Source organism: Thiothrix sp., from assembly GCF_028714775.1.
In the GTDB taxonomy this organism is placed as follows: Bacteria; Pseudomonadota; Gammaproteobacteria; order Thiotrichales; family Thiotrichaceae; genus Thiothrix.
Map to the genome: position 1 here is coordinate 182,587 of NZ_JAQTLS010000003.1, position 18,583 is coordinate 201,169.

The following is an 18,583-nucleotide window of genomic DNA, read 5'->3' on the forward strand; positions in this document are numbered from 1 at the left end:
TCAATGCACCTGCGGCGATGTTTTCATCGGCTGCATCTCTTCATTCATCATCAACACCCCGACACGCAGATATTCCACCAACTCGACGAAAGCGCTTTCGGACTCTTCCTCATCATCGAGATCGAATTCGCCGGATGTGCCAATGCGCATGACATCTTCCGCCCATTCGCGGGAATCGGTAGGCAATTTTTTCATGTCCTTGACCCCGGCAGCAGCAATGCCAAAAGCGAAACCTTGACACCAATCCTGCATCGCTTCGACACGGCTTCCCAGATCATCAGTATCGGGCAAGAACAGCTCAAAGCCCAAATCGCCGTCATTCATTTGCTGGCGGGTCAGGATGAACAATTCACGCAACAAGTTACGCGCATCCTGTAAGTGGAAATCCTGCGGATCACCTTCCAGCACTTGCACCAACCACGCATTCTGGTCAGCGGCCTGATTCACCACCAACAGCCCACAACCCATCCCGTGGCTTTCCGCTGCCGAAAAACCGCAGTTGGCACGCTCCAGCGCCCGCTCTACATCGGCATAATCAGGTAATGTGTCTTGCAAAACTTTCTTCTCCGTTTCAAATCCATATTATGAGATGATTGACCATCTTCCGCACTCTTTACTAACATTAATGCATGAATGCACAAACCCCCAACATTTTGCTGAAAAATCAGCTCGACGCCATTGAAGAACGCTCCCAGCGTTTGCTTGCTTTGGTCGAAAAACTATTTCTAGAAAACAGTGAACTGAAAAAGCGTGAAAAAGTACTAACCCAAACGTGCATCGAGTTGCGCAGCCGTAATGACAAAGCCAGCACCCAACTGGAAACCCTAATCAATCGCCTGAAACAGCAGCAAAACGGGGCAACGTAAGCACATGGACAAAAATATCAAGGCCGTCAGCGTGCGTATTCTGGACAAGGATTACATGGTTGCCTGCCCAGAAGGCGAACAGGACGCGCTGGTTGCTTCCTCACGCCGGGTTGACCGGGAAATGCGCAAGATACGCGATTCCGGCAAAGTACTAGGCACTGACCGCATCGCAGTGATGGTGGCGCTGAACCTTGCGCATGAACTCATGCATTCCAACCGCCTCTCACCCGCTGTTATCGCCAGCAATGAGCAAGAACTGGTCGGACGCCTACAACAATTACAACAACAGCTAGATTCCGCGCTGGATAAGCACAAAGCCTGAGCATTTGTCAATTCTTCCCCCCAAGCAACAAATGTAATAGTATGGATGACAAGGACACCTCTGGGGGGCTCGTGAGAGGATGGGTATTATCCTTGAGCCTAATTTCTTACCCCGGGAGCAGTTGTAGTGTTTTGGTGTGCATGACCGCTTGTCGGTAAGCCTGAAAAACATTCGCCGCACCCACTTGAACCACTGGTTCAAGGTCGAAGTCTTCCACGATTCTTTGGAGTGTGTCCCATTCCTACCTTATTCCCCCCTGCCTTTTGCCTTCTTTTGTAGTACATTGCTTCAAAGGAGGAATTTCGATGCAAAACAAATCTTATTTAGTCGGCATTTTACTGCTGTTGGTGTCACTCATCACTTGGCAATGGGCGCAAGCTGCTGACCCCGAACCGGAAACCCAACACCGCCTAGTGATTCAGGTCAACAAAAATGACCAAGACATTCAAGACCATCTATTGACCAATATTGTTAACCTGCAAAAGCACTACGGGATGGACAATATCGAAATCGAAGTGGTGGCTTACGGCCCTGGCATTTGGCTAGTTACAGACCAAAGCAAGTTCAAAGAGCGGGTCGAAAGCCTGCTGATGCAAAATGTCGTTTTCACCGCCTGCGGCAATACGATGGACACGATTGAAGCCAAAGAAGGCAAGCGCCCCACCCTGCTAGACGATGTGGGAACCACCCAAGCCGGGATTGCGCGGCTGATCGAGTTGCAGGAAAAAGGCTACAGCTACCTTAGCCCGTAAGGCACGCAGGGTAAGTGCAATGTCCAGCGGGGCAGTCGCAAGCTGCCGCCGCTGCCTGTGCAATCAGGCTCGGCATCAGGCTGGAAACGCCGAGGTAGGGAGCCATGCGGATGCGGATATGCGGGTATTCGCGCTGTTTTTCACGCACCAATTCAGGCACATCCGTCACCACATGACGCCCGGCAGAGAGGAAAAATGGCATGATCGTGACCGTTTCCGCACCCTGTTCAATGCACTGCTGGATACCGTCGGGGATGGAAGGTTCCGCTAGTTCAAGGAAGGCGCTGCCGACAAAGCCGTAAGTTTCGCCTGACTGTTGCGCTACCTTTGCTGCAAGGGCGCGGATTTCTTCATTAGATTCGGCGCGGCGGCTACCGTGGGCAACAATCAGCAGGGCTTGCATCAGGGCATGTTCCTTATCGGGATAAACTTTTCAGGGGCAGTAGCGGGCAGTAATTTCGGTGCCCACGCATGACCATACACGACTTCATAGGTCGCCGGATACAAACCATCTTCTGCGCGGAAGTATTCGTAAGCTTGCAAAAACGCCTGTAGCCGCGCTTTACCTGTCAGCCCATGATTACGCCCGTAAGTGGCATTGTTTGCGCCGATGCCCTTGAGGTCACGCAGCAAACCACGCACATCCGCATAGGTCAGGGTAATGGTTTCCATATCCATCACCGGGTCGCGGAAACCGGCCTGCAACAGCGCGTCGCCCACATCATGCATATCGGGAAAACGGCTGGCATGGGTGAAACCATCAACCTTGCCCCAACTTGCCCGCAGCTCTTTGAGCGTATCGGGGCCGAAGGTGGAAAACAGCAGCACCCCGCCCGGTTTCAGCACTTGCGCAAATTCGCGGAAAACCGCTGGCAAATCGTTGCACCATTGCAGCATCAGGTTCGACACCAGCATTTCGGCACACTGCGCTTGGAACGGCAAGCTGGCAACATCGGCACACACGCCTTGCGGCTTACGGAACCAGCCACCGCGTTTACGGGTTTTCTGCACCATGTTCAGTGCCAGATCGACCCCGATAATGCGGGCTTTTTTGTAACGCTTGAGCAGGTGGTCGCTGATTGCCCCGGTTCCACAACCTAAATCCAGCACAGTTTGCGGCTGCATCAACAGCAAGTCCAAACGTTCCGTTAGGCGCTCACCGATTTCGCGCTGCAATACGGCGTTGGCATCGTAAGTATCCGCCGCCCGCTCGAAACCAAGGCGGGTTTTACGCCGATCCAGCCAGTGTGGATTAGGATCAGTTGGCATCCAGAAAGGCCCCGATATGTTCCATGAAAAGCTCCGGGTGGGTAACGAAGGGTACGTGCGCGGCACTGTTGAGTTGCGCGATGTGCTTATACCCCATTTCCGCCAAGGCGTCAGCCAAAGAAACGGGGATCAGCTTATCCAAGCGCCCCAACACCCACAGCGCGGGCTGCTTGACTGGCGTTTGGGAAAAATCGGCAGTGCGCAGGATGTGCAAACCATCTTCCAACGCCCGCATGTCCGCTGGGTGCTGCATGATGGTATCACGCAAGGCATTCACGGCGCGGGTATCGGTCTTGCTGCCCAAAAATTGCAGGGCGAAAAAGCGTTTCACCGTACCGAGGTAATCAGTTTGCAGGTTTTGCGCGAACGTGGCGAGAATGTCGGGGGAAAGCGCGTGTTCCCAGCTTGCATCCGCGACAAATTTCGGGGTACTGGCAATCAGGATCAGTGCGGCAACCCGTTCTGGCAAGGCGTGCGCGAGTGCTTGCGCGATCAAGCCGCCGAGTGACCAGCCCACGATAATGGCATTGGGGGGGATGTGATCGGCAAGTTGTGTTACCGCAGTTTCCAATGCGCCTAATGGCAAATGGCTGTTAACGCCATGCCCCGGCAAGTCGATGGCAATGACTTGGGCGCGTTGCGCCAGCGCGGGCAAGATGGGTTGCCAGACGTGGCTATTCATCCCCCAGCCGTGGAGGAGAACGAGGGGTCTGCCCTGCCCTTCAATGTTGGTATACAATGCTTTCACATTTTAACTCGCATAAAAAATGGATACACCATGGCTTATTTGCTGATCATACTCGCTTACCTGCTCGGCTCGATTTCCACCGCCATCATCACCTGCAAGCTGTTGGGCTTGCCTGACCCACGCACGGTTGGCTCGAACAACCCCGGTGCAACCAATGTGTTGCGTTACGGTGGTAAGAAAGCGGCGGCTGTCACCCTGCTGGGGGATTTGCTCAAAGGCTTGATCCCGGTGCTGATCGGGCAGGCTTGGGGGCTGGATTATACAGGACTGATCCTGATTGGTATCGCTGCGTTTCTGGGGCATTTATACCCACTTTACTACGGCTTCAAGGGCGGCAAAGGCGTAGCGACAGCGATTGGCGTGTTTCTGGGGGTAAATTTCTGGGGCGGGCTGGCATTCGTGGCAACGTGGATGCTGATGGCTAAGGGCTTCAAGATTTCCTCATTGGCAGCACTGATTGCTACTGCACTGTCACCGTTGTATTTCTGGTTGATTACCGGGCATGGCGGCTTAACACTGGGGGTCATATTCATGGCGGTGCTAATCTTTTGGCGGCATCAATCCAACATCCGCAAACTGCTGTCAGGGGAAGAAGATAAAATCCAATCGAGGGAAGGTGCGGAACAGGACGGGGATGATTGAGAGGAACGCCCAACGAAAGACCAGTCAAGCTTATTGAGGGCTTGACTGGCAAGAGGGTATTACAGGTCGCGGCTCAGCACACGTTTGAGCGCGGCGGTATCAAAATCGGCAGTGACGATGGATGCACCCAGCGATTTCATCAGCACCAGCCGTAGTGTGCCATCCAGCACCTTTTTATCGACGGACATATAGCGCATGAAATCTTCACCCGTCATCTGTGCAGGTGGATCAACTGGCAGCTTGGCGCGTTGCAGGATATGGCGGGTATAAGCCACATCATCGGCGCTGAGCCAACCCATTTGCTGTGACAACTCCGCCGCCATCACCATGCCCGTAGCCACGGCTTCCCCGTGCAACCAGTTGCCGTAACCCATTGCCGCTTCAATCGCGTGCCCAAAGGTATGCCCCAAATTCAGCAGCGCCCGCTGGCCTGATTCGCGCTCATCCGCCGCCACCACTTCCGCCTTGTGTTCGCACGAACGGAAAATTGCATAGGTTAAGGCTTCCGGGTCACGCGCCAGCAGCTTATCCATGTTCGCATCCAGCCATTGCAGGAATGCAGGGTCACGGATCAGGCCGTATTTCACCACTTCCGCAATCCCCGCACTGAGTTCACGGTCTGCCAAGGTATTCAGGCTATCCGTGTCGATCAGCACACATTGTGGCTGGTGGAATGCACCGATCATGTTCTTGCCGAGCGGATGGTTAACACCCGTTTTACCACCGACGGAAGAATCCACCATTGCCAGCAAAGTAGTGGGAATCTGGATGAAATTAATGCCGCGTTGGTAACTCGCTGCTGCATAGCCAGTCATATCACCAACCACCCCGCCACCCAAGGCAATCAATGTAGTCTTGCGGTCTGCCCGCTGTTCCAGCAAATGGGTGTAAATCTGGTTGAGTACATCCAAATTTTTGTATTCCTCGCCATCGGGGAGGATCGCGGCGGAATGTTTCAAACCGTCCAACAAACGTTCAGTGGCAGCTAAATATAGCGGGGCAACGGTGGTGTTAGAAACGACCACGGCGCTTTTGCCTTTAATATGGGGCGTGACCAGTTCGGCCTGTTGCAGTAAACCTTGCCCAATGTGGATCGGGTAACTACGCTCGCCAAGGTCAAGATTGAGGGTTTGCATGAGACGGTTCCTGTCCTGTGTGTTTCAATTTGGTATGGATTTCGCGCAGGATGACATTCACCTTTTGCTTGCCCGTGGGTACGACTATATCCGCGACCTCCAGATACAAGGGTTCGCGGGTTTTCAGCAGATTGCGTAAGGTTTGCAGCGGGTTTTCGGTCTGCATGAGGGGGCGGTTACGGTCATGTTTGATACGCTGGAACAATTGGTCGGCAGCGGCTTTCAGGTAAATGACCGTGCCACCTGCTTTGATGTGTTCCCGGTTGGTTTCACGCAAGACGCTGCCGCCGCCCGTTGCCAGCAAAATATTGGGCATGGCGGTGAGTTCCGCAATTGCCTGTTCTTCGCGCTCACGAAAGCCCGCTTCACCTTCGAGTTCAAAGATGGTGGGGATACTGACACCCGTGCGCTCTTCGATTACCTTGTCGGAATCGTAGAAAGTCAGGTTCAGTTTACGCGCAAGCTGTCGGCCTATGGTGGATTTTCCCGCGCCCATCAATCCCACCAGAATGATACTGTTCTGCATGTGGGATTTATGCCAGTACTGGGCGCGGGAATCAAGCCGCTTATGGGGATGGTTTACGATTTACCGTCCACAATTTTGGGGGTAACGAAAATCAGCAGTTCACGTTTGTTATCACTTTTGCTGTCGGTGCGGAACAACCTGCCCAGCACCGGCACATCACCCAATACCGGAACCTTTTTGGTGCTATTGATGTTTTCTTCCTCATGCACACCGCCAAGCACGATGGTTTGACCGTTTTCGACCAAAACCTTGGTCTGGATTTCGCGGGTGTTGATGCTGGGGATACCGCTGTAAATGCTGCCCACGGTATCCTGGTTGACTTTCAAGTCCATCGAAATGTGTTCATCCGGTGTGATCTGCGGCGTCACTTCCATACTCAGCACCGCTTTTTTGAACGATGTTGTGCTCGCACCGCTGGAAGACGCTTCTTGGTACGGGATTTCGACACCCTGCTCAATCAGTGCCTTAGTCTGGTTGGAAGTAATGACTTTCGGGCTGGAAATGATTTCACCCTTACTTTCAGCTTGCAGCGCGGAAAGCTCCATATCCACCATGAAATCCTTGCTTAGAAGCGAGAAGCCATAGGTTCCCGCTGCCCCAGCAACCGGCAAATTGACGCTCAGACGGTCATTCAAGCCCGGTAAGGTAATTGCGGTTTTACCCGTCGGATCAGCAGCAGCCGCTGCAATACTGGTGTAATACTTATCTGACCCTGCCAAATTTCCGATCCCTACGCTGTCTTTATTAATCCAGCGGGGTGTCACCCCAAAGCGAGCGCCAAGGTCTTTGCCAAACTCATCCGTGGCACTGACAATGCGTGACTCAATCAGCACTTGCTGTACCGGCACATCCAAGGTTTTCACCAATTCGCGGATCGACTGTACTTGGCTGACGGTATCTTTGACCAACAAGGTATTGGTACGCTCATCCACCGATACCGTGCCGCGTGACGACAGTAAGGACTGTTTTTCATCGCCCTTGGCCTTTTCAATCAACGCCGAAAGGTCTACTGCTTTAGCAAAATTGACCGCAATGTATTCGGTAATTAACGGCTCCAACTCCTGTTTGGCCTTGAGTGATTCCAGTTCCTGCTTTTCTTTGGCTTCCAACTCTGGCGCAGGCGTAACCCAAATAACGTTACCGTTTTCACGCATCCCTAGGTTTTTGGATTCCAGCACAATGTCCAACGCCTGATCCCAAGGCACGTCTTTCAGGCGCACAGTGATATTGCCTTGCACCGTGTCGCTGACCACGATGTTTTTGTTGGTGAAATCTGCCAACAATTGCAAAACGGCACGCACCTCAATGTCTTGGAAGTTGAGCGAGAGCTTTTCGCCATTGAAATTTTTCTTTTTCCCTTCCCCGAGTGTCAGCTTTTCTTCTGGCTTTACTTTGATCTTGTTGATAAGCACCACGTACTCGTTGCCATTACGCTCAGTACGGTAGTCAAAGTTTTCATGCCCAGAAATACGGATACGCGCCCCCATGTCACGCTGGGCAACATCGACCTCACTGGCAGGCGAGCCAAAGTCCATAACATCCATGCGATGTTGCAGGTTTTTCGGCACATCCACATCAGCGAGGGAAAGCGTCACGGTATTGCCGCGCTTTTCATCACTGACCTTTGTTTCAGCCGATGGCAAAGTAATGACCACGCGCCCACCGCCATCCGCTTCACGGCGGAAATCAATGCCCCGCAATGCAGACGCATTGTTAGCCACGGCTGTTACAGGTGGTGGTGGCGGGGCAGAAGCTGGTGTTGCAACGGCGACCGGAGGCGTTGCAACTGGAGCAGCCTTCGGTGTTTCTTGCGGCTTGGCGGCGGATGGCGTAGCACCTACGGGCGGTACATACCATGTATAACTGGGGTCAGGTGTCGACTTTGCCGGAGCAGGCAACACCACCGATGGCGGTAATTCAGGCACAACCGCAGCAGACTGTTTTTTATCATCTGCCGTAAGGTTGGGTGATGCTTTCGCAGCCCCTGAGCGGATCGGGGTTGACGCAGGCGGCGCACAAGCTGTGCCACAATCACCGTCAAACATCATGACAACGGCATTACCTTGGACTTCAACCGTGTAATTGACCAGTTGCTGCATCCGCACCACAACCCGCGTCTTGCCTTTGTTATCGGCAGCTTCAACGGTTTGTACCTTGCCGATATTGACCGTTTTTTGGCGGCTATTGGGGTTCACTTCCGTACCGGAAAAATCAAACACCAAGCGCGGGGGATTTTCCAACACCTCACCTTTGGGCAGGTTGACTGGCGAATCAAATTGCAGCCGCACTTCCGTCTGGTTGGAACCCGCCGCCTGTGCAGTTACTTCCTGTAGCTTATGTCCCGAGGCCAGCACAACGCCCGCGACAGAAGCTGAAGACAGGAATATTGCCATCGCAACGGCATGTTTTATTGTTTTCATTATGTGCCAATCCTTTATTGATACATCGCAGGGTACTGTGTAAATTTCATTGCTTATTTTTTCTTTTCATCTTTATCGGATAAAGCAATCGAATTTTCCTGTTCTTTGTAACCGCCGAAACCGTTTTCTACCAATTCCTGCAACGTCACACTCGTTTCTTCCACTTTAGTAACCTTGCCATTATTTTTACCTAAGTAATTCCCCGCCCGTACCCGGTGTACCGCGCCATCAGGAATGCGGATCAGCGCCCACAGGTCTTTGCCCTGATTCACCGTGCCGACCATGCGCAAGCCATCCAGCGGGAAACCTTCCAGAAATTCGTGTACCCGGTTGGGGTCAGGCACAACACCTCCCGCTTGGCTCGCCCCTTTGTCAGGCGCAAGTATTTTGGCATCAAACGGGTCGATTTCATGCCCCGGATAAATAAAACGGACGTAGGGTTTTATCTCTGGAATCGGTTCGATGGGGGTCGCAGGCCGTGCCTTGACTGACGCCATGTAGGCATCCAAATCAGCATTATCCTTGCCGCAGGCTGCCACCGAGAGTAACAAGCCACAAGCAGCCAAGCACTTATGAAGGTTCATCCGGCCTTACCCCCCTTCTTGGCGTCCGTGCCTGCGGCGGGCGCTGCACCTGCTGCGGATGTTGCCGCAGGCGCATCGACAGAATCATCCAAGTAACGGTATGTCCTGACCATAGCCTCCATCCGCAAGTTGTCGTTTTTCTCGCCCGGTTTCAGGTCAATGTCATTGATGGTCACAATGCGTGGCAACCCAGCAATATCACTGACAAACGTCGCCAGTTCACGGTAACTGCCGTGGGCAATGATCTTGATGGGCTTTTCCGCATAGAAATCCATCATAACGTCACCACCGGGTTCAAATAATTCCAGCTCCAAACCATTGGACAAGCCTTTCTCAGAAATATCCAGAATCAGCCCCGGAATCTCCACATCACTCGGCAACTGCCGCAGCAAATCACCGAAAACGCGCTGCATTTCACCCAGTTGTGCCTGATACAGCGGTAACTGGCTGGCGCGTTTCTGGCGCGTTTCAAAGGTTTGGCGTAATTCCTGCTCTTTTTGCTCAGCGCTAGCCAACGTATCCATTTCATCCACAATCACCAGCTTGTATCCCAAGAACAGGATCACCAGCATGATAACTGCCAACGCCAATGACTTGACTGACCATGAAACACTGCCAGGGTCTTCCGCCAAGCCGTTTATTTCATTTAGGTTCACGACCCACCCCCCGGTTTGCTTTCGGCTGCCACTTTATTTTCCTCGCCCCCTTGGGTAAGCAACTGGGTAACGTCCAGCTTGAAATCACGCAGCATCAACTGCCCATCACTTTCCGCCACCTTGCTGTCGGTGGAAATGATGTTCAGGTTGGAAGAATTCATCCACGGCGACGCATCCAGTTGCTTCATGTAACTGGAAACCCGCGCATAAGACTCGGCTTTACCCTCCAGTTGCACCAGCGTGCCTTTCTGTTGCAAGTGCAGCAGGTACATGCCTTTAGGCAGGGCATTCACCATTTCATCGAACAAATGCACAATCGCTGGGCGGGTACTTTGCAAGTTCTCAATCACCTTGATCCGATCCAGCAACGCCTGCCGGGTCTTGTCCAGCTCCTCAATTTTTTTGATTTGCAGGTCTAGCGAGGCGATCTCGGTTTCCAATACTTGGTTGCGGCCTTGCTGGTATTCCTGCGCATACTGCATGTAAAGGTGCGCCAGAAACACCATCCCGGCAGCACCCAACAACGTAGCGCCGACTAAGGTAAAGAACTGCTTTTTCTTCGCTTCGCGCTCTTTTTCCCGCCAAGGCAGTAAGTTTAAGCCCGCCATTAATCCAGCCCCCGCAGCGACAAACCTGCCGCAATCAGCAGGGCTTGCATGTCATTGGTAAAACGCACCGGACTTACCTTCGTCCCCAAGGCAACGCGCGTAAACGGGTTCACAATCCGCACTGGCGTTCCGATCACAGACTGGATTTGCTCATCAATCCCCGGAATCCGGGCGCAACCGCCACAGACCAAAATTTGTGCCACGCTGTCCCGCTGGCTGGAGGCATAGTAGAACTGAAGAAAACGGTGCAACTGGCGCACCATATTGTCTTTAAATGGCTCCAACACTTCCGAAACGTAGTTTTCCGGCAAATTGCCTTCTTTCTTCGCCAAACCCGCCTCCTGCCACGAAAGGCCGTAACGGTGCATGATTTCTTCTGTCAATTGACGCCCGCCGAAAGCCTGTTCTCGCGAAAAGGTCAACCTGCCCTGCTCGAAAACACTGATGCCGGTCATGGTTGCCCCAAAATCGACGATGGCGAGTGACTCATGCTGCTCCAACTCGGTGGTCAGGTAGCGCAAGACCTTTTCCAATGCGTGAGTTTCGGTATCAACGATTTCCACGGTCAAACCCGCCATTTCCGCCGCCGCAACCCGCACCTCGACGTTTTCTGAGCGCGTTGCTGCCAGCAAGACATCTACCGTGTCTGGCGAATGGGCAGACGGCCCCAGCACTTCAAAGTCGTAATTGACCTCGTTCATCGGGTAAGGGATATGCTGTTCCGCTTCCATCGCCATCTGTGCTTCCATTTCTGCACGGGGGACAGCGGCGGGCATGGAAATGATTTTACTGATCGCCATTGAGGTGGGGACAGCCAAGGCACAGCGTTTCAAACGGGTGCGGCTATCACGTAAGGCTTTGCGGATCGCTTCGCCGACAGGCTCTGGTTCGACAATATCCTTTTCGTTGGCAACACCTTCCGGCAAGGGAGCCACAGCATAGCTTTCGATCCGGTAGTCACGCCCCTTGCGGGTCATTTCCACCAACTTGATCGCAGAGGAACTGATGTCCAGACCAAGCAGCGATTCTTTACGGGGATAAAATGAAAACACAGGCAACATCCGGGTTATTGTTATTATTAATAGTTAGGGATCACGTTTTTTTAATCCTATTTGTGGCTCAATGGTAGCGTCGAACCGCAAAATAGTCTACTCTGCCAATCTCGGCGGACACCTTTTCAGACAAACGGAATCTGCGCGAAATGAACAAAACGTACTCACAGTACAATACAACAAACGCGATTCCAGACCATGTATCTACTGGCTCGGATATTCCATCAGCTAGGGGCTTAGCCCGATGGTCAGCTATCGACACTTACACTTTTTGGCTTGAATGTAGTCATGCGATTCATTGGTAAATTTATCCAAATTATTTTCGGGTCATTTTTTGCACTCCTAACTTTAGGGGCAATTGGCCTATTCGCGGTTTATTCTTATTACACTCCGCAACTGCCCAGCGATGCCGATTTGCGCAAAATTGAAGTGCAAGTCCCATTGCGCATTTATAGCCGTGAAAATCAGTTAATCGCTGAATACGGCGAGAAGCACAGCCGCCCTGTCAAACTCTCAGAAGTCCCCGAAAAGCTCCAGTTGGCGTTCTTGGACATTGAAGATGCCCGCTTCTACGACCACGGCGGGGTTGACTTCAAAGGTGTTGCCCGCGCCCTGTACAGTGCAGCGTCCACTGGCGAAACCAGCCAAGGGGCAAGTACGATTACCATGCAGTTGGCACGCAATTCCTTCCTCAATGCCGAAAGGACTTTCGACCGCAAACTTAAGGAAACCCTGCTAGCCTTTAGGATTGAGCAAGAACTCAACAAGAAAGAAATCCTAGAACTCTACCTAAATAAGATTTATCTGGGAAAAAGTGCCTACGGTGTCGCATCCGCTGCCGAAACTTATTACGGCAAACCCTTAGGCCAATTGACGCTGGCACAATACGCCATGATCGCTGGCCTGCCGAAAGCACCGTCACGCTACAACCCCATCGTCAATCCCGACCGCGCCATGCAACGCCGTAACTACATCCTGCAACGGATGTTGGAATTCAAGCACATCAGCCAATCGGAATACGACACTGCCACCCACGAGCCAAACACCGCGACCGTGCACGAGATTGCGATTGAAACCAATGCACCTTATCTGGCGGAAATGGTACGGGCAGAAATCGTCAAGCGTTACGGCATTACCAATGCCTATACCCAAGGCTACAACGTTTACACCACCCTAGACTCCAAGCAGCAAGCCAGCGCGGAAGAATCCCTGCGCAGCGCGTTAATGTCCTATGACCACCGGCATGGCTACCGGGGCGCAGAAGAGAAACTGGATTTAGGCGATTTCAAAAACGAAGAAGAACTACGTGACAAGCTATCGACCTATCCCACTTTAGGGGGGCTTGAACCCGCACTGGTATTGCAAGCCAGCGCCAGCTCTGCTGAATTAATGGTGGGCGAAACCAAAATCAACCTGAAGACCAGCGATGTCGCGTGGGCACGTCCGTTCAAAAGCGCCGACCAACGCGGGGCATCCCCCAGACGGGTCAACGATGTTTTACACGTTGGCGATATTGTCCGTGTCCGCCAAACGGATAAAGAAAAAAATACGTGGACCTTATCCCAAGTTCCAACGGTTGGTGGGGCACTGGTGGCACTTGACCCCAGCGATGGCGCAATCCGCGCAGTAGTCGGTGGGTTTGATTTCTACCACTCAAAATTCAACCGCGTCACGCAAGCATCACGCCAGCCCGGTTCCAGCTTCAAACCTGTGATCTATTCTGCGGCATTGGCAAAAGGCTTCACTCCTAGCAGCGTCGTCAACGATGCGCCCATTACCATTCCGGGCAGCAACTGGCATCCAGAAAACTTTGGCGGTCATTACGTTGGCCCCACCACGATAGCGGAAGCTCTTGCCAAGTCACGCAACCTCGTTTCCATCCGACTATTACGCAGCATTGGCATCAATTACGCAGTGGATTTCGCCACCCGCTTTGGCTTTCCGCGCGAAGACCTGCCCGCCAACCTGACGCTGGCACTCGGCACTGGCATGACCACCCCACTGGGCATGGCAACGGCTTACTCAGCCTTCGCGAATGGCGGTTACAAAATTGAGCCTTATTTCATCACCAAAATCCAAGATGGCTCCGGCAAACTGATGGATGAAATCAAACCCATCAAAATCTGCGGCGATAATGTAGAAACTTGCACGATAACCCCGCCGGAAGACAAAAGCGCAAGCAAAGAAGCAGACACCAACAAAGATAAAAACAAAAAAGATGCGAAAGCTGGAGAAAGCAAAGCCAAGGACGAAGAGAAAACTAAGGATGCAGGCAAGCCCATCTGGGAAACTGCCGCACTCGGCGCTGGCAACACTACCCCCGTCCAACCCGGTGCAGTCCAATACCCAGCCGCGAAACGCATTCTGGATAAACGCACCCATTACCAAATTGTCAGCATGTTACAAGGCGTAACCCAGTTTGGAACTGCCGCACGCGCAGGCCGCGCCCTTAACCGCAAAGACATTGCAGGCAAAACCGGCACGACCAATGACCAGAAAGATGCATGGTTCTGCGGCTTTACGCCAAACCTCGTGGCGGTTAGCTGGATGGGCTTCGACGATATGGCTAAGCTCGGCGAAGGTGAAACTGCCACTAACGTTGCCCTGCCCATGTGGATTGATTATATGCACCGCGTACTGGCAGGCACTCCATCCAAAGAATGGGAACGCCCAGTTGACCTCAAAGAAGCCGACCTCACGCCACCCGACTTAATTGACGGCGTAGATGGGGAAGGCAACCCTGCAACGGATGAAAACAGGCCAGCGGCTGGCTTCCAGTACCAAAGCGAAGGTGACATTGCCGCCCAACGGCAAGCAGCACAACCGCAGCAACCAAACAGCCCAAATCAGCCTGCACGCCCTGCTGCACCGCGCCGTCCACCAGAACGGGTTGAAATTCCCGAACAGCTTTTTTAAATGCGCAATACCCCAGATGAACTCCGCAGCTTAGTTGCGGAGGAAGCGGCTCGGCTGATTTACGAGGAAGGTTTCCGTGATTACCGGATTGCCAAGCTACGTGCAGCCGAACAGTTAGGGGTCGGCGCACAAAGCACCGCACAGCCGACTAATGAAGAAATTGAAGCCGCTATTCACCAACGCATCCGCTTATTCGAGGCCCAAACACACCCCGAACTGTTACGCCTGCATCGCCAAGTGGCACTGGAAGCGATGGAATTCCTGCACGCTTACCGCCCTTACCTGACGGGAGCCGCGCTTGAAGGCGTATCCAGCATCCATTCTGCCGTTACACTGAACCTGTCAGCATCCAGTATGGAAGAGGTCATGTTTTTTCTGGAAGACCAGCACATCCCTTTCCAGACACATGAGCGGAAAATGAAAGTTGGGGGAAAAAAGGCGGAATACTTCCCGCTGCTACGCTTTTACGTCGATGAGGTGGAAGTGGAATTGATGGTGTTTCCCGATGACGACCGTTTTGCTGGCGCACCGATAAGCCCGGTAACAGGCAAGGCTGTTAAACGGGCTGACCGCAAAAAGGTTGCGGCATTACTGGATCAGACGTGATATTGACGGCCTAAGTCGTGGACTGCATCCACTAAGACGGCAACATTTTCTGGATTGATGTGCTGGTGAATACCATGCCCCAGATTGAAGACATGCCCTGAGCCTTGCCCGAAGCTTGCCAATACGTTAGCAACCTGCTGACGGATAACATCCGGTGACGCATACAATACGCAAGGATCCATATTCCCCTGCAAGGCCACCCGATCACCAACGCGGCTACGTGCGTCGCTAATATTGATCGTCCAGTCCAAACCTAATGCATCACAGCCAGTATCAGCCATCGGCTCCAGCCATTGTGCCCCGCCTTTGGTGAAAAGGATAACAGGCACGCGACGGCCTTCACTTTCACGCTGCACGCCATCAACAATTTTTTGCATGTAACGCAAGGAGAATTCGCGGTAAGTGGACGGCGTGAGTGTTCCACCCCACGTGTCGAAGATCATTGCCGCCTGCGCCCCAGCAGCAATTTGTGCATTCAGGTAAAGGATAATACTGTCGGCGAGCTTATCTAGCAGCAAATGCAATGCAGTGGGATTGCCATAAAGCATCCCCTTGACCTTAGCAAACTCCTTGCTGGAGCCACCTTCAACCATGTAAGTTGCCAGCGTCCACGGGCTGCCGGTGAAACCGATCAAGGGTACGCGCCCATCCAAAGCGCGGCGGATAGTGCGCACGGCATCCATCACATAGCGCAACTCACCTTCCGGGTCGGGAATACCAATCTTTTCGATGTCAGCTTGGGTGCGTACTGGATTAGTGAAGCGCGGGCCCTCGCCTTCCGCAAAATATAAACCCAACCCCATTGCATCAGGCACGGTCAATATGTCGGAGAAAAGGATGGCAGCGTCCAGCGCGTAGCGTTCCAGCGGCTGCAAAGTGACTTCGCAAGCCAGCTCAGGATTTTTACACAAATCCATGAAGCTACCGGCACGCTCACGGGTAGCGCGGTATTCAGGCAAGTAACGCCCAGCCTGACGCATGATCCAAACGGGAGTGGTATCAACTGGCTGTTTTAGGAGTGCACGAAGAAAACGGTCGTTTTTGAGTTCGGTCATGTCGACACCCCTTGAAAGCGTGATGGTATGCTTAGTTGCCGAGGCGGGTTTTGATCAACCCACTCAGCTTCCCCATATCAGTACGGCCTTGTACTTTCGGCTTGAGCCAGTTCATGACTTTGCCCATATCCCGCACCGAAGCCGCCCCGGTTTCTTCAATACCTTGCTGGATCAGGGTTGCCAATGCTTCTTCCGCTAACGGTTGAGGCAGATAATCCTGAATAATGCCCAGCTCGAATTCTTCTTGGGCAACGAGGTCGGTGCGTCCTGCATCCGCATACTGGCGGATTGACTCGCGGCGCTGCTTGGTCATCTTATCCAACACGACCAGCACGGTACTTTCGTCCAACTCAGTGCGCGTATCCACTTCCAACTGCTTGATTGCAGCCAGCATCAGACGGATAACCCCCAAGCGTGGCTTATCGTGCGCACGCATGGCAGCTTTCATGTCTTCAGTGATTTGCGCCTTGAGGGTCATTAGTACAGGCGAACGCGGCGATTCAGATCGCGGGAGATACGCTTCAGATTGCGTTTAACAGCAGCAGCACGCATACGTTTGCGCACGGAAGTAGGCTTTTCGTAGAATTCACGGCCACGGACTTCGGCTACAACGCCCGCTTTTTCACAGGTGCGCTTGAAACGGCGCAGGGCAACTTCAAAAGGCTCAGTATCACGTACTTTTACACTTGGCATAATAATCCTGTCTCAAATCCACAGTTGAGTAAAGCGCGGGATTATACCGTTATGCCAGCCAAATGCAAAAGCCATTCATGCCTTTTCATCATTATTGTCAAGAAATTCCCCGTAAAGAATCAGTGAGTGCCCAGTAATGCGGAAATTGTGCTGGTGGGCAAGCTCCCGTTGGCGCTGTTCAATGATTTCATCGCAAAACTCCAACACCCTGCCCGTCCTCATGCACACCATGTGGTCGTGATGTTCTTCGGAAGCCAGCTCAAACACCGCTTGCCCACCCTCAAAATGGTGGCGGTTAACCAGCCCCGCTGCCTCGAACTGGGTCAAAGCCCGATAAACGGTTGCCAGACCGATTTCATCGCCATTGCCCAACAGAATCTTATAAATGTCTTCCGCGCTCAGGTGACGTTCCCGCGTATTTCCTAGCAAATCAAGGATTTTCAGGCGGGGCTGAGTGACCTTTAATCCGGCTCGTTTAATATCCTGCTCTTCCACCCTGCACTCTCCGTCGCGAATAGTCTATTATGGTACGCATGTTTACTTTGGATGGTTCAAGATTAACATGATAAAGCATCTCATTTCACTCACCTTAGCGGCTGCGTTGTTAGGTGGTTGCAGTTTTTACAAAATGGAAATTCAGCAAGGCAACCGCATTAGCAGCGAAGAGCTTGCCATGGTTCACCCCGGTATGGGTGCTGCACAGGTGCAAGCCATTCTTGGCACGCCATTGATGGCTGACGATTTCCACAAAGACCGCTGGGATTATGTGTTCTACCTGAAATCCCCGAATGGGAAGGTGGAACGCAACGGTGTTACCGTTTTCTTCCAGAACGGCGTTGTCCGTAACGTCACCCAAGACCCCGCTCCCACAAACTAACGGTGATCGCGGCGAGGTTTACCCCTCGTCGCTTTCCACATCGCCGCCCCCGCGTTTCATGCGCTTGCCTTCTGCTGCGCGTTGCTTACGCACGGCCTTAGGGTCAGCAATCAGCGGGCGGTAAATTTCAATACGGTCACGTTCACGCAACGGCTCATCCAACGTAGCCAATTTGCCGAAAATGCCCGCTTCCAAGGTATCGAGACTCAGTTCGGGGTAACGTGCCAGCACCCCAGAGGCAAGGATTCCTTCACGCAGGCTTGCGCCTTCTGGCACATGGGTCTCCAACAACAGTTGTTCATGGGGTAAGGGGTAAACCACTTCGATGCGCATCAAATTACTGTTTGCCATAGACCTTCCGTGCACGCTCGACAAAAGAATCCACCAGCGTATTGGCAACTTGGTTGAACACCGGGCCAACCGCAATGCTCAACAGTTTGTTGGAAAATTCAAAATCAAGGTCAAGCGAGACCTTACACGCGCCCTGCCCCAATTCATCAAAACGCCAAAAACCGTGCAGGTGACGGAAAGGCCCATCAACCAAACGCATCTCAATGGTTTTGTTGACCTGTAAGCGGTTCAGGGTGGTGAAGCGCTTGTTCACCGCACCTTTGGCAATTTCGATACTGGCTTTAACTTGGTCTTCGTCACGGGCGTGCTCAACAGCCGTCCGACACCACGGCAGAAATTGCGGATACAAGGGGATACAATCGACCAGCCGGTACATCTGTTCCGGGCTGTAGGGTACTAACGCGCTACGGCTGATATGCGCCATGCCTGTTCCTAAGCTTGCCTGAAAGCGGGAAGTATCCCATATCTGTTGGGAAGAATCTGCCTGCTGATGCGGACACTGGC

Annotated in this window: 24 protein-coding genes and 1 other RNA gene; 8 read left to right on the top strand and 17 right to left on the bottom strand. The window is 52.8% G+C overall.

What is annotated here, in order from left to right; genetic code table 11:
- Complete coding sequence (locus PHE17_RS03795; protein WP_301014490.1) at window positions 1-555, bottom strand: UPF0149 family protein; 555 nt, start codon at window positions 553-555, stop codon at window positions 1-3.
- 74 nt (window positions 556-629) lie between these two features.
- Here PHE17_RS03795 and PHE17_RS03800 point away from each other — a divergent pair, with 74 nt between their 5' ends.
- The 4 genes from PHE17_RS03800 to PHE17_RS03815 all read left to right on the top strand — a co-directional run bounded on the left by PHE17_RS03800 (window position 630) and on the right by PHE17_RS03815 (window position 1,940).
- Window positions 630-866 (top strand): hypothetical protein, encoded by a 237-nt coding sequence (locus tag PHE17_RS03800; protein WP_301014491.1) that lies wholly within the window; start codon window positions 630-632, stop codon window positions 864-866.
- Between the two features lie 4 nt (window positions 867-870).
- On the top strand, window positions 871-1,188 hold the full coding sequence (locus PHE17_RS03805) for a cell division protein ZapA (protein WP_301014492.1): 318 nt from the start codon (window positions 871-873) through the stop codon (window positions 1,186-1,188).
- Between the two features lie 54 nt (window positions 1,189-1,242).
- Window positions 1,243-1,421: non-coding RNA, 6S RNA (ssrS, locus tag PHE17_RS03810), on the top strand.
- A 72-nt stretch (window positions 1,422-1,493) separates the two neighbouring features.
- A complete protein-coding gene (locus PHE17_RS03815; RefSeq protein ID WP_301014493.1) occupies window positions 1,494-1,940 on the top strand; it encodes a DsrE family protein in 447 nt (148 codons plus the stop codon).
- Here PHE17_RS03815 and PHE17_RS03820 read toward each other — a convergent pair.
- From PHE17_RS03820 to bioH, 3 genes are read right to left on the bottom strand one after another with little or no spacing between them, the layout of a single operon-like run.
- The gene (locus tag PHE17_RS03820; RefSeq protein WP_301014494.1) at window positions 1,930-2,343 is read right to left on the bottom strand and encodes a CbiX/SirB N-terminal domain-containing protein; all 414 of its coding nucleotides are present in this window, start codon (window positions 2,341-2,343) and stop codon (window positions 1,930-1,932) included. The two genes, PHE17_RS03815 and PHE17_RS03820, sit on opposite strands and share 11 nt — an antisense overlap.
- Window positions 2,343-3,209 (bottom strand): malonyl-ACP O-methyltransferase BioC, encoded by an 867-nt coding sequence (gene bioC, locus PHE17_RS03825; protein ID WP_301014495.1) that lies wholly within the window; start codon window positions 3,207-3,209, stop codon window positions 2,343-2,345. Before bioC ends, PHE17_RS03820 begins: the two co-directional genes overlap by 1 nt.
- Window positions 3,199-3,957 (bottom strand): pimeloyl-ACP methyl ester esterase BioH, encoded by a 759-nt coding sequence (bioH, locus tag PHE17_RS03830; protein WP_301014496.1) that lies wholly within the window; start codon window positions 3,955-3,957, stop codon window positions 3,199-3,201. Before bioH ends, bioC begins: the two co-directional genes overlap by 11 nt.
- 30 nt (window positions 3,958-3,987) lie before the next feature.
- On the opposite strand from bioH, the gene plsY reads away from it, so the two are divergent.
- Window positions 3,988-4,599, top strand: coding sequence for a glycerol-3-phosphate 1-O-acyltransferase PlsY (gene plsY, locus PHE17_RS03835; RefSeq protein WP_301014497.1), 612 nt, complete (start codon window positions 3,988-3,990; stop codon window positions 4,597-4,599).
- A 59-nt stretch (window positions 4,600-4,658) separates the two neighbouring features.
- Here plsY and aroB read toward each other — a convergent pair whose 3' ends face one another.
- The 7 genes from aroB to PHE17_RS03870 are packed head-to-tail and all read right to left on the bottom strand — an operon-like array spanning window position 4,659 to window position 11,581.
- Window positions 4,659-5,735, bottom strand: coding sequence for a 3-dehydroquinate synthase (gene aroB / locus PHE17_RS03840; protein WP_301014498.1), 1,077 nt, complete (start codon window positions 5,733-5,735; stop codon window positions 4,659-4,661).
- Window positions 5,716-6,321, bottom strand: a complete 606-nt coding sequence (aroK, locus tag PHE17_RS03845) for a shikimate kinase AroK (protein WP_301014545.1) — start codon at window positions 6,319-6,321, stop codon at window positions 5,716-5,718. Before aroK ends, aroB begins: the two co-directional genes overlap by 20 nt.
- The gene (gene pilQ, locus PHE17_RS03850) at window positions 6,315-8,681 is read right to left on the bottom strand and encodes a type IV pilus secretin PilQ (protein WP_301014499.1); all 2,367 of its coding nucleotides are present in this window, start codon (window positions 8,679-8,681) and stop codon (window positions 6,315-6,317) included. Before pilQ ends, aroK begins: the two co-directional genes overlap by 7 nt.
- Before the next feature lie 53 nt (window positions 8,682-8,734).
- On the bottom strand, window positions 8,735-9,265 hold the full coding sequence (locus PHE17_RS03855) for a pilus assembly protein PilP (RefSeq protein WP_301014500.1): 531 nt from the start codon (window positions 9,263-9,265) through the stop codon (window positions 8,735-8,737).
- Window positions 9,262-9,921 (bottom strand): type 4a pilus biogenesis protein PilO, encoded by a 660-nt coding sequence (locus PHE17_RS03860; RefSeq protein ID WP_301014501.1) that lies wholly within the window; start codon window positions 9,919-9,921, stop codon window positions 9,262-9,264. The genes PHE17_RS03855 and PHE17_RS03860 overlap by 4 nt, the downstream gene beginning before the upstream one ends.
- The gene (locus PHE17_RS03865) at window positions 9,918-10,529 is read right to left on the bottom strand and encodes a PilN domain-containing protein (protein ID WP_301014502.1); all 612 of its coding nucleotides are present in this window, start codon (window positions 10,527-10,529) and stop codon (window positions 9,918-9,920) included. The genes PHE17_RS03860 and PHE17_RS03865 overlap by 4 nt, the downstream gene beginning before the upstream one ends.
- Window positions 10,529-11,581, bottom strand: coding sequence for a pilus assembly protein PilM (locus PHE17_RS03870; RefSeq protein WP_301014503.1), 1,053 nt, complete (start codon window positions 11,579-11,581; stop codon window positions 10,529-10,531). Before PHE17_RS03870 ends, PHE17_RS03865 begins: the two co-directional genes overlap by 1 nt.
- A 288-nt stretch (window positions 11,582-11,869) precedes the next feature.
- On the opposite strand from PHE17_RS03870, the gene PHE17_RS03875 reads away from it, so the two are divergent.
- Window positions 11,870-14,497: a penicillin-binding protein 1A gene (locus PHE17_RS03875; protein WP_301014504.1), complete on the top strand. Its 2,628-nt coding sequence runs from the start codon at window positions 11,870-11,872 to the stop codon at window positions 14,495-14,497.
- Window positions 14,498-15,103, top strand: coding sequence for a hypothetical protein (locus PHE17_RS03880; protein WP_301014505.1), 606 nt, complete (start codon window positions 14,498-14,500; stop codon window positions 15,101-15,103).
- Here the strand turns inward: PHE17_RS03880 and hemE are convergent.
- The 4 genes from hemE to fur form a co-directional block, all read right to left on the bottom strand.
- Window positions 15,094-16,158 (bottom strand): uroporphyrinogen decarboxylase, encoded by a 1,065-nt coding sequence (gene hemE, locus PHE17_RS03885; protein WP_301014506.1) that lies wholly within the window; start codon window positions 16,156-16,158, stop codon window positions 15,094-15,096. The genes PHE17_RS03880 and hemE overlap by 10 nt on opposite strands.
- Before the next feature lie 31 nt (window positions 16,159-16,189).
- Complete coding sequence (locus tag PHE17_RS03890; protein WP_301014507.1) at window positions 16,190-16,636, bottom strand: GatB/YqeY domain-containing protein; 447 nt, start codon at window positions 16,634-16,636, stop codon at window positions 16,190-16,192.
- Entirely contained in the window at window positions 16,636-16,851 is a 216-nt protein-coding gene (gene rpsU, locus PHE17_RS03895) for a 30S ribosomal protein S21 (RefSeq protein WP_002710445.1), read from the bottom strand. The genes PHE17_RS03890 and rpsU overlap by 1 nt, the downstream gene beginning before the upstream one ends.
- A gap of 75 nt (window positions 16,852-16,926) precedes the next feature.
- Window positions 16,927-17,346 carry a ferric iron uptake transcriptional regulator gene (fur, locus tag PHE17_RS03900; protein ID WP_301014508.1) on the bottom strand — a complete coding sequence of 140 codons (420 nt, stop codon included), beginning with the start codon at window positions 17,344-17,346 and terminating at the stop codon, window positions 16,927-16,929.
- A gap of 67 nt (window positions 17,347-17,413) precedes the next feature.
- Between fur and bamE the strand changes: the two genes are divergently transcribed.
- Window positions 17,414-17,728 carry an outer membrane protein assembly factor BamE gene (gene bamE, locus PHE17_RS03905; RefSeq protein WP_301014509.1) on the top strand — a complete coding sequence of 105 codons (315 nt, stop codon included), beginning with the start codon at window positions 17,414-17,416 and terminating at the stop codon, window positions 17,726-17,728.
- A gap of 18 nt (window positions 17,729-17,746) precedes the next feature.
- Here bamE and PHE17_RS03910 read toward each other — a convergent pair whose 3' ends face one another.
- On the bottom strand, window positions 17,747-18,079 hold the full coding sequence (locus tag PHE17_RS03910) for an RnfH family protein (RefSeq protein ID WP_301014510.1): 333 nt from the start codon (window positions 18,077-18,079) through the stop codon (window positions 17,747-17,749).
- A complete protein-coding gene (locus PHE17_RS03915) occupies window positions 18,066-18,503 on the bottom strand; it encodes a type II toxin-antitoxin system RatA family toxin (protein ID WP_301014511.1) in 438 nt (145 codons plus the stop codon). Before PHE17_RS03915 ends, PHE17_RS03910 begins: the two co-directional genes overlap by 14 nt.
- Window positions 18,504-18,583 lie beyond the last annotated feature (80 nt).

Bases quoted from the DNA above. Each gene is read 5' to 3' on its own strand.
- bamE (WP_301014509.1), top strand. From the start codon at position 17,414: ATGATAAAGCATCTCATTTCACTCACCTTAGCGGCTGCGTTGTTAGGT.
- hemE (WP_301014506.1), bottom strand. From the start codon at position 16,158: ATGACCGAACTCAAAAACGACCGTTTTCTTCGTGCACTCCTAAAACAG.
- PHE17_RS03875 (WP_301014504.1), top strand. From the start codon at position 11,870: ATGCGATTCATTGGTAAATTTATCCAAATTATTTTCGGGTCATTTTTT.
- plsY (WP_301014497.1), top strand. From the start codon at position 3,988: ATGGCTTATTTGCTGATCATACTCGCTTACCTGCTCGGCTCGATTTCC.
- PHE17_RS03880 (WP_301014505.1), top strand. From the start codon at position 14,498: ATGCGCAATACCCCAGATGAACTCCGCAGCTTAGTTGCGGAGGAAGCG.
- PHE17_RS03805 (WP_301014492.1), top strand. From the start codon at position 871: ATGGACAAAAATATCAAGGCCGTCAGCGTGCGTATTCTGGACAAGGAT.
- PHE17_RS03800 (WP_301014491.1), top strand. From the start codon at position 630: ATGAATGCACAAACCCCCAACATTTTGCTGAAAAATCAGCTCGACGCC.
- PHE17_RS03815 (WP_301014493.1), top strand. From the start codon at position 1,494: ATGCAAAACAAATCTTATTTAGTCGGCATTTTACTGCTGTTGGTGTCA.
- aroB (WP_301014498.1), bottom strand. From the start codon at position 5,735: ATGCAAACCCTCAATCTTGACCTTGGCGAGCGTAGTTACCCGATCCAC.
- PHE17_RS03855 (WP_301014500.1), bottom strand. From the start codon at position 9,265: ATGAACCTTCATAAGTGCTTGGCTGCTTGTGGCTTGTTACTCTCGGTG.
- pilQ (WP_301014499.1), bottom strand. From the start codon at position 8,681: ATGAAAACAATAAAACATGCCGTTGCGATGGCAATATTCCTGTCTTCA.
- PHE17_RS03915 (WP_301014511.1), bottom strand. From the start codon at position 18,503: ATGGCGCATATCAGCCGTAGCGCGTTAGTACCCTACAGCCCGGAACAG.
- PHE17_RS03865 (WP_301014502.1), bottom strand. From the start codon at position 10,529: ATGGCGGGCTTAAACTTACTGCCTTGGCGGGAAAAAGAGCGCGAAGCG.
- rpsU (WP_002710445.1), bottom strand. From the start codon at position 16,851: ATGCCAAGTGTAAAAGTACGTGATACTGAGCCTTTTGAAGTTGCCCTG.
- PHE17_RS03820 (WP_301014494.1), bottom strand. From the start codon at position 2,343: ATGCAAGCCCTGCTGATTGTTGCCCACGGTAGCCGCCGCGCCGAATCT.
- bioC (WP_301014495.1), bottom strand. From the start codon at position 3,209: ATGCCAACTGATCCTAATCCACACTGGCTGGATCGGCGTAAAACCCGC.
- PHE17_RS03890 (WP_301014507.1), bottom strand. From the start codon at position 16,636: ATGACCCTCAAGGCGCAAATCACTGAAGACATGAAAGCTGCCATGCGT.
- PHE17_RS03910 (WP_301014510.1), bottom strand. From the start codon at position 18,079: ATGGCAAACAGTAATTTGATGCGCATCGAAGTGGTTTACCCCTTACCC.